The sequence below is a fragment of the Methylophaga sp. UBA4204 genome, from assembly GCF_002379485.1.
Taxonomy (GTDB): Bacteria; Pseudomonadota; Gammaproteobacteria; order Nitrosococcales; family Methylophagaceae; genus Methylophaga.
Genome location: NZ_DFTU01000001.1, coordinates 46,801 through 55,383 on the forward strand (window position 1 = coordinate 46,801; position 8,583 = coordinate 55,383).

The following is an 8,583-nucleotide window of genomic DNA, read 5'->3' on the forward strand; positions in this document are numbered from 1 at the left end:
CAGTCCGGCGAGTAACTGGCCATGAAACATCGTAGAAAAGGCATCGATATATTCAGTCTGTCTTTTCTGGACGTGATTTCCTGTGGGTTTGGGGCCGTCGTCATGTTGATATTGATCTCTAAAACCGATGTCGATGTTTCCACTGCTGGTGCCGATGATATCAGCAGTTTACTGGCCTCGTTGATTGGTCTGGAAAACTCGGTGGCTGAAGTAAGTCAGCAAATTGAACAGGAGCTTTCGACGTTAGAAGCCTTATCGGGTGAAAAACAGGCTATTGCTCAGGCCGAATCTTCTTTGGAAAATCAGCTCAAAGCACTGCAACAAAAAAATGCCGCACTGGAAGAAAGTATTTCGGGACTGAGTCTGGTGGAATCACGCCTAAGGCAGGCGGCTTTGCCAACGCCAAGGAAATCTGCTGATAAGCGTTCCGCAGAAGTAGGCGGTATTCCGGTTGACAGCGATTATGTGGTGTTCATTATCGACACGTCTGGCAGTATGAAACAGATCTGGTCACGGGTATCCAGAGAAGTGGTGAATGTGCTGAATATTCACCCTGAAGTGAAAGGCTTCCAGATATTAAATGATATGGGGACATCGATGATCTCCGGCTACGATGGTCGCTGGATGCCGGATACGCCCTCTACACGAAACAGTGCCATCAAAATGTTTGAGAATTGGTCAGTGGTATCCAACAGCAGTCCGGTGGAAGGTGTGGAAATGGCGTTGAGAAAATATGCCAAACCCAATATCACTACTTCAATCTATGTATTTGGCGATGATTACACCGGCTCATCGTATGATCCGGTTATTGATCGGTTAACCAAACAGAACAAGCAACTCAGTAATGGGCGACGACTGGCCAAAATTCACGGAGTAGGCTTTTTATCCGTTAACAGTACTGACAGATTCAGCATATTGATGCGAGAGTTGACCAAACGTAATGATGGTACTTATATCGCATTACCGCCCTAGAGAATAGGGCTTCCACGGAAGACCATGGGAGCCAGAAACGGTAAGATCTCGTTTCCACACACCTGCGTGGTAACGCAAATGGTCTAATCAATAAACTCGTACTTCCAGCGAATCTCATCCGGCTTCATCATCTGCCAGACACTAAAACGAATCATACCGGTGGGATCGGAAGCTTTGCCAATCAATACATAACGACTGCCATCACTATCAAATCCGACGCCGGTTTTATCGTTGAATTCTGATATGGCGCTACTGTTTTGCAGGATAAAAGGCAATAAATCATCTGCTGCATCGGGTGGCGCAAAGGGTGGAACAGTTTCCGGTCGATTGCACAAACCAACAAATATTTCCTCATCGGTCGGCAGGATCAGAATATTCCAATTGAACAGGGTATAGACCGATTTAGCTGTATTATTCATTCGATGGACAGCTCAGTTATGTGATTTCTACAGAGGATAGGGAATCAGATTCAAACTGGCTCCCACGTAGAGCATGGGAGCCAGATGTATTCATTTAATTTATTAACCTCGTTCCCCATGCTCTGCGTGGGAACGTCGTGTTTAACGCAACGTTCTGCTAAACAGATTCAACGCCAGTTGATAACCAATCTGTGCTGTTTGGGCATCATAACGGCCACCATCACCCTCATCACGCATAAACGCATGTTCGGCATTGAATTCATGCCAGGTAAACGGAATGTCTGTTTCGTTGAGTTTGCTGTAGATCAGTGTGCGGCCTTCTGAGGGAACATGGTTATCCTGTTTGCCCCAGATCATCAGCAATTCGCCTTTGATATCTGCCAGACGTTCCATACTGTGTTGACCCGGTTTATTCGGGATCTTCTGAATATGTAAATCGGTAGCATAAAAACAAGCAGTGCCTTTCACTTCAGGTTGCAGTACTGCACGAAAAGCCAGATGACCGCCAATGCAATAACCCATCGCTCCAAATTGACCATTGCACCAGGATTGTTGCTTGGCAAATTTGATTAACGCTTCGTTATCGGTGTCATAGCCCTGCACATCTTTGTTTTCTTTATCGGCATTGCCTTTATCGCGACCGGCATCGTCATAACCCAGCACCGTACCAATCGGATTTAGCTCATGGAATACTTCGGGGACTAATACGGCATAACCATGACTGGCCATTAATCTGGCCGCACGCTCAATCGGGCCGGTTTGCTGAAAAATTTCGGAATAAAACAAAATGACAGGGTAGCTGCCTTCACCAACAGGACGATGAATATAGGTACGCATCACACCAGTAGGTGTATCAAGATCGGCAAAATGGCTTTGAATCTTCATGAAAGCTCCCTTGAAGTTGGATAGAAAAATAATGGACTATTGTACAACGACTAATCATTTTCAGCGGCCTGATTAATCTAATCTTACGCTCAATAATATTGCCAAATACTGATGCTCAGCGACTTTAAAGTAGATTAATATTCGTCTGTGTTTGATTGAATGACGTCAAGCAATTGAAATAGAGATTAAAAAAAGTGGTCAGCATCGTAAAACCTTAATAATTAACTGTTGGAATATCGCCGTACCACACGTCATAAAAGTTGTTGCTTAATTTATCTACAAGGAAAGTCATATGAAAAAAATAATTCTTAATATCGGTTTGCTACTGGGCATTATGTCGTCTTATACGCTGAGTGCCGATGAACTGCCAGTCACCGAAAGACTGGTTGATACACTCTCGGAGCTTGCCGGTGGCCCTCATCCAGGAATACGTTCTAATCATGCGAAAGGGATCATGGCTTCTGGTTATTTTGAAGCATCGAAAGAAGCCTCTGATATCACCTATGCACCTCACTTTAATACCCCTAAAACAGATGTGGTGGTTCGGTTTTCAAACGCCAGCGGTGTGCCCGATATCGCGGATTCAAGCCCGGATGGTTTTCCTAAAGGCATGGCGATAAGGTTTATGTTACCGGAAGAGGAATATACCGATATGGTGGTGATTTCGGTAGAACGATTCCCAGTCAAGACACCTGAAGATTTTCTTGGATTATTAACAGCCATCAAAGATTCGGCAAACTCACAAGCTAAACCGACACCAATAGAAGCTTTTCTGGAACAACATCCCGAAACGCTAACCTTTGTGCAATTACCTAAGCCCGCTCCAGTGAGTTATGCCACTGAAAAATTCCATGGCATTAATGCATTTGAATTTGAAAATGAACAAGGTAAAACCGTTTATGGCCGTTACCTCATTACTCCGGTGAATGGCACAGAGTACCTTTCAGATGAAGAACGAAAAAACGCTGCTAACAATTATCTACAGGATGAATTGCCAGAGAGATTAAATGATACTGGCGCGGCTAAGTTTACAATTGCCCTGCAAATAGCTGAAGAGGGAGATGTAATCACTGATCCTACAGTTGTGTGGCCAACAGAGAGAAAAATAGTGCAGCTCGGAACATTGACGCTTACTGAAATCATGACGGACGGTGAAAGTTATGCAAAAGCTAATATGTTTAACCCGTTGGCTATCCCGGAAGGCATAAGCCCAACAGACGATCCTATTCTTTTAGCTCGCCCTGTGAGTTATGCAATTAGTTTTGGTAGAAGACTAAATCCATAATTAGTTGGTATAAATAAGGCTTGAGTAAGGGGTGTTCGCTCAAGCCTTATTTTATTGTTAAATCAAAAGTTTTCCCTGGACTAAACCATTGTGCAATTGGAAATAGTTTAAACAATTCGATTCTGCTATTGGTGGGCTGTGATAATAGCCTTGAAAAATATCGCAGCCCATTTCAGACAACACTTCGCGTTGTTCTTTGGTTTCCACGTATTCTGCCACCACATGCACTCTTTGTGCTTTTCCCAGTGAACATATTGTCCTGACAATATCTGCATTAGTGTCATTGACCAGAACGTCCCGTGTAATGGAACCATCAATTTTTATTGCATTCACTTGAAAGCGGCGCATATATAACAATGATGAATAGCCCATGCCGAAATCATCCATTGCCAGATGCACACCGGTTTCGACCAGCTGTTGTAAAATCAAATCTGTCAGGCTGGTATCGGGAATTTCAGAAGATTCGGTAATTTCCAATTCAAGTTCTTCTGCCGATATACCGTAATCCTTAATATATTTCGTAATATAAAAAGGTAAATCCTTATCTGTTAACTGAAGTGGAGAAATATTTACCGCGACAGTTAATGCTTTATATCCTGCGGCATTCCAGCGAGCTTTGCAGGCACAAGCCTGCTTGATTACCCATCGGCCCAGATGATGAATCAATTCACTATCTTCGGCGACAGCGATGATCACAATAGGAGAGATAAAACCATATCTTGGATGCGTCCAGCGAAGCAGGGCTTCAACACCAACGATTTGCCCCTGACGATCATGCTTGGGTTGATAGACCAGTGTCAGCGAATTCTGTTTAATCGCATTTTGCATATCAACAGCAAGATCCCGGGCAATCATGCCAACCTTATCCTGGCGGGTAATAATTTTTTGTCTTGTATTGCCCACCTTGATTATCGTGTCTGATGCCTGTGTAAAAGCATCTAAAGACTGTTGCTGACGGTGTTTTTCAGCTTTTTTCACAAAGGGCAGGTAGCTCAAGGTGCTGATAGCGATTAACAGAACTTGCAGAGCAACACCACGCCAGGATTCCGTCAGTAGCCAGCCTGATAATAAAGGGGGCGTTGTCCAACCCACAATTGCGGAATCGTAAATAGTGATCAATCCAAACTGCAAAGCGGCCAGTGATATCAACATCAATAGAACCGGTATCAGCACAAATGGAATCAGGTAAAACGGATTAAATACAATCGGTAATCCGTAGATCAATATGTCATTAATATTGAACAGAGAAGGGACTATAGAAATCTTCGCAATTTTATTCTGTGCACCACGCCGCGTAACAATAAAAATTGCTATTAATAGGCCGAGCGTTGCTCCAGATCCGCCCAAATGCACAAAGTTATTGAACAGGACTCTAAACGCCAGAGATGAAGCATTGAATCCTGCATCCAAGTTCGCTAAAAATAGCGCTCCATCCGCTGCACCGTATATGAAGATACTGCCATGAAGACCCACAAACCAGAACAATTGGTTCATTAAAGTGACAAAGGAACCTAAAATCCAGGTTCCATATTCATTGTTATGTGCCCAATCAATAATAAGTTGTGTAAAGTCGGGAAAATCAGGTGTTGAAGCCAGTATCAGAGCCGTTATAAAAAAGATCATTCCGCTAAGAATAATCGACGGGCTTAAGCGCATCGCTTGATAAAAGGTAGTATCGGTATCAACAGGCAGGTTCAGCAGATCAAGATAGGGTTTTCTGGCGGCCCAGAGCATTAGTTCGGCTGAAAGCAGCCCAACAACAATCCCTATAAGAATAACTTCTGCACTGAACTCAACTGGAGAAATATTGGGTAGTGAAACGGTGATGATCAGAAAGTTAATTACCGCACTGATTGCCACCATTAATGGAGGGGCAATTTCACGGTGTTTGGTTAAACCTGGCATACGAAAAACAAGTTGGGAAGAGACGATAGCTGCCAGTAACAAACCAAACAAAGTAAATGAATTATCGATGATTTGTCTTAATGGTTCACGCCAATCTGCACCAAGCCAATGATCCATTGACTGCTGATAATAAAGCCAGGGAAAGTTCAGTATAAGTTCGGCAATAACGCGAAGAAAAGTGAGCGGCAAAAGTGCGACAAAGCTGTTTCTCGTCGCTATCATCCATAAGAGCAAACGTGCTTTCAATCCCGGCTCCTTTTATTTAGATTCATCAGGTTTTGTTGAATGTATATTTGAAAAAGTGAGAACCATTAACATCAACCTGATGTTCTAATTATTCCAGCATATTTAAATATAATCAGATCGGCAATCAATTTTATGTGACGCCTACCAGAAAAAAATCATTAAAGGGGGGATTGAATGAGTCGTGTAACGCACAACTTATGCCAAATATTATCTATAGGTGTAAGCAGAATTATTCCGTTTTAAACCTGACATTATCTATATTTTTAAATGCAATAGTGATGGATACTTTTTACTGTATTTAGTCGCTCAAATTTTAGCTAATTATTAACGAACCTTATTACCTTTTTCGGCATACATTTTTTTATCAGCAGCAGCTAAAAAAACATTAACATCAATATCTTTTTCAACCAGACTATTTACAAAACCCACACTGTATTCAATATCATAACCCCGAGCTGCTTCCTGATTATAATTCGTTACTTCGTTATCAAAGCGTTGAATAACCCGTTGCGTATTTTCAGCATCAACATCCATCATTAACACGGCAAACTCATCACCACCAAGACGGCCGAATACATCAGAATCACGGAAAACTTTCCGCAAGAAATTCGCAAATACGATTAACGCTCTGTCGCCCTCAGCGTGGCCGAACTGGTCATTAATGGGTTTAAATTTATTTAAATCAAACAACAGGATAGAAGCTGAAAGTCCTTTGCGACGGCAAACATTCAAACTGTGTTTAGCCAGCGCCGTAAAGCCTCTGCGATTTGAGATTAACGTCAGATCATCCAGTGTCGCCAATTGCAAAGCAGCAATTTCCTGTTCGGCCATTACGCCGAGATCGCGTAATAACTGCAAATCTTCCGGATCAAATTCTCTTGGTTCATCATCAATGATGCAAAGGGTGCCAAGGGCGCTACCATTATTTATCTTTAGTGGATAGCCAGCATAAAAGCGAATGTTGGGATTAGCTGTAACCAATGGATTATCTTTAAATCGATGATCCTCCAGAGCATCTTCTATAACAAATACGTCATCACCTAATATGGCATGACCACAAAACGAAATTTCTCTCGGTGTCTCGTCAGGAAGCTCATTTTCTGAAGCTTTGGATTTAAACCATTGGCGCCCATCATCAATCAAGCTCAACACTGAGATATCTACTCCAAACATACGCTTGGCCATGCGGGTCAGTCGATCAAATCTTTCTTCAGGTGCCGAATCAAGAATTTTAAGCGCTCTAAGCTTTTCAAGTCTTTGTTTTTCATCTTCGGGAATCATCGGTGAAATCATTATTTTGTTATCTCCAAACATGCCTTAGCAGATGGCAACCTTATTGACCATGGACATTCAAAGCAAGCAACAAGGTCACACAAACGTAACTCAAGTTGAGAAATAATTAGATTAAATTAAAACGTTATCCAGAAAGTTTGGATGCACATCAGTAATCAAGGTTATTCATCTTCTGGTTGGTAACCATCCCGAATCGTGATTTCAGTGTCTTTTGGGTGTTTTTCCAGAACCATACTGTTTTCACCAATGGTGATTTTGAAACTATCACGTGTAACTTCTGAAACTGTATAAGGCGTAAGATCAAGTAACAGCATATTGCCTCGAAGGCGGGTAATGCTGTCATCTGTCTGGGAAAGATAAGTCATATCCTCATCGTGATAAGTCACTAGCTCAGAAATCGTTTCCATGCCCTTGTCAGTCATGGTGAACGTTAAAGCAAAGGTATATTGGCCCTGCTGTCCAATCCAGGTAGTGTCGGCAAGCATCGCATAATCGACACCACGAGTCAGCGTCATATCACCGCTTTGCAAATGATCTTCATCTTTAACGGTCAGGGTATCAGTGGGTAAATCTTCTTCGGCTTTCAGTTTAATCATTTGTTCGCCACTGTCATATTCATACTCGGCAGTAGTGACATCTTCTCCCTGATGAATCTCAAGCGTTCCATCGGTATTAAACTGATAACTGATATTACCTTCCGGGCCCACAAATCTGCCCTGAAATTCATCATAGCCACAGCCAGATAACGAAATAGATAGAATTAAGGCGAACAGCCATATTAATTTGTTCATTGATGAAGTTATCCTTGCTTATAAATAGATTCAATGACGCAGAGGATACCGTTAAAGCAGTAAGACACAAAATAAATACGTCGTTATTGGCTTTGGTCACACTACTTGTGAAAAATTAAACGTAGATTGGGCTGAATTTATGATGCCCAACACGTGAAACAGATTAATTGTTGGGCTTCGTGCTTCAGCCCAACCTACCAAAATTGGTTGGTTGGATAAAGCCTGCGAAACCCAACCTTTAGAGATCTCCATTATTAAACAGCTGGACGTTGAAGCGGCTACTTAATGGAACAACCCGCACTAAATCAGCTGTATCCCACCACCAAAACTCCGGTAAATATCGACTAAGCGGAGAAAGCTTTGTTGTTGCAGTTGAGCCAACTGATCGCGGCTGCGTAGCAATTCTCGCTCAGAGTCGAGCAGGTCGAGAAATTCGCCACTACCGGCGTTATAACGCTCGCGGGAAATGTCTACCGCTTTGGTACTGGCCTGCCACTGCAGCTCAGTGCTTAACTGTTGCTCACGGCTAAGGTTGTAGCTGTTAAGTGCCAGTTGCATTTCATTGATGGCATCAAATACCTCCTGCTCAAATTGTGCGAGTGCCATTTGCGAACTGGCTTCAGCCTGACGAATACGTGACCTGACGGATCCTAAATCCGCAGCCTGCCAACTTAAACTGGGTGCAACCGACCAGCTTTTGGTATCGCTACCCAGTGTTAAACCGGGGCCAGATAAAAAGCCCAAAAAACCGCTTATCGATACATTCGGATATAAATCGGCGGTAGCC

8 protein-coding genes are annotated in these 8,583 nt (G+C 42.7%); 2 read left to right on the forward strand and 6 right to left on the reverse strand.

What is annotated here, in order from left to right; all coding sequences use genetic code 11:
• The first annotated feature begins 21 nt into the window (after nucleotides 1-21).
• The gene (locus tag B3182_RS00240; protein WP_292356977.1) at nucleotides 22-972 is read left to right on the forward strand and encodes a hypothetical protein; all 951 of its coding nucleotides are present in this window, start codon (nucleotides 22-24) and stop codon (nucleotides 970-972) included.
• Nucleotides 973-1,055: 83 nt separating this feature from the next.
• Here the strand turns inward: B3182_RS00240 and B3182_RS00245 are convergent, their stop codons facing one another.
• Both B3182_RS00245 and B3182_RS00250 read right to left on the reverse strand, forming a co-directional pair.
• Nucleotides 1,056-1,391: a hypothetical protein gene (locus B3182_RS00245; protein WP_292356975.1), complete on the reverse strand. Its 336-nt coding sequence runs from the start codon at nucleotides 1,389-1,391 to the stop codon at nucleotides 1,056-1,058.
• 141 nt (nucleotides 1,392-1,532) lie between these two features.
• Entirely contained in the window at nucleotides 1,533-2,276 is a 744-nt protein-coding gene (locus tag B3182_RS00250; protein WP_292356973.1) for a dienelactone hydrolase family protein, read from the reverse strand.
• Nucleotides 2,277-2,568: 292 nt separating this feature from the next.
• On the opposite strand from B3182_RS00250, the gene B3182_RS00255 reads away from it, so the two are divergent.
• The gene (locus tag B3182_RS00255; protein WP_292356971.1) at nucleotides 2,569-3,561 is read left to right on the forward strand and encodes a catalase family peroxidase; all 993 of its coding nucleotides are present in this window, start codon (nucleotides 2,569-2,571) and stop codon (nucleotides 3,559-3,561) included.
• 57 nt (nucleotides 3,562-3,618) lie between these two features.
• Here B3182_RS00255 and B3182_RS00260 read toward each other — a convergent pair whose 3' ends face one another.
• From B3182_RS00260 to B3182_RS00275, 4 genes are all read right to left on the reverse strand, one after another.
• A complete protein-coding gene (locus B3182_RS00260) occupies nucleotides 3,619-5,712 on the reverse strand; it encodes an EAL domain-containing protein (RefSeq protein ID WP_292356969.1) in 2,094 nt (697 codons plus the stop codon).
• A gap of 324 nt (nucleotides 5,713-6,036) precedes the next feature.
• The gene (locus B3182_RS00265) at nucleotides 6,037-7,005 is read right to left on the reverse strand and encodes a sensor domain-containing diguanylate cyclase (protein WP_292356967.1); all 969 of its coding nucleotides are present in this window, start codon (nucleotides 7,003-7,005) and stop codon (nucleotides 6,037-6,039) included.
• A 161-nt stretch (nucleotides 7,006-7,166) separates the two neighbouring features.
• Nucleotides 7,167-7,796, reverse strand: a complete 630-nt coding sequence (locus B3182_RS00270; protein WP_292356965.1) for a hypothetical protein — start codon at nucleotides 7,794-7,796, stop codon at nucleotides 7,167-7,169.
• A gap of 300 nt (nucleotides 7,797-8,096) precedes the next feature.
• Nucleotides 8,097-8,583, reverse strand: a 487-nt coding sequence (locus B3182_RS00275; protein ID WP_292751076.1) for a TolC family protein, incomplete at its 5' end; no start/stop codon positions are given.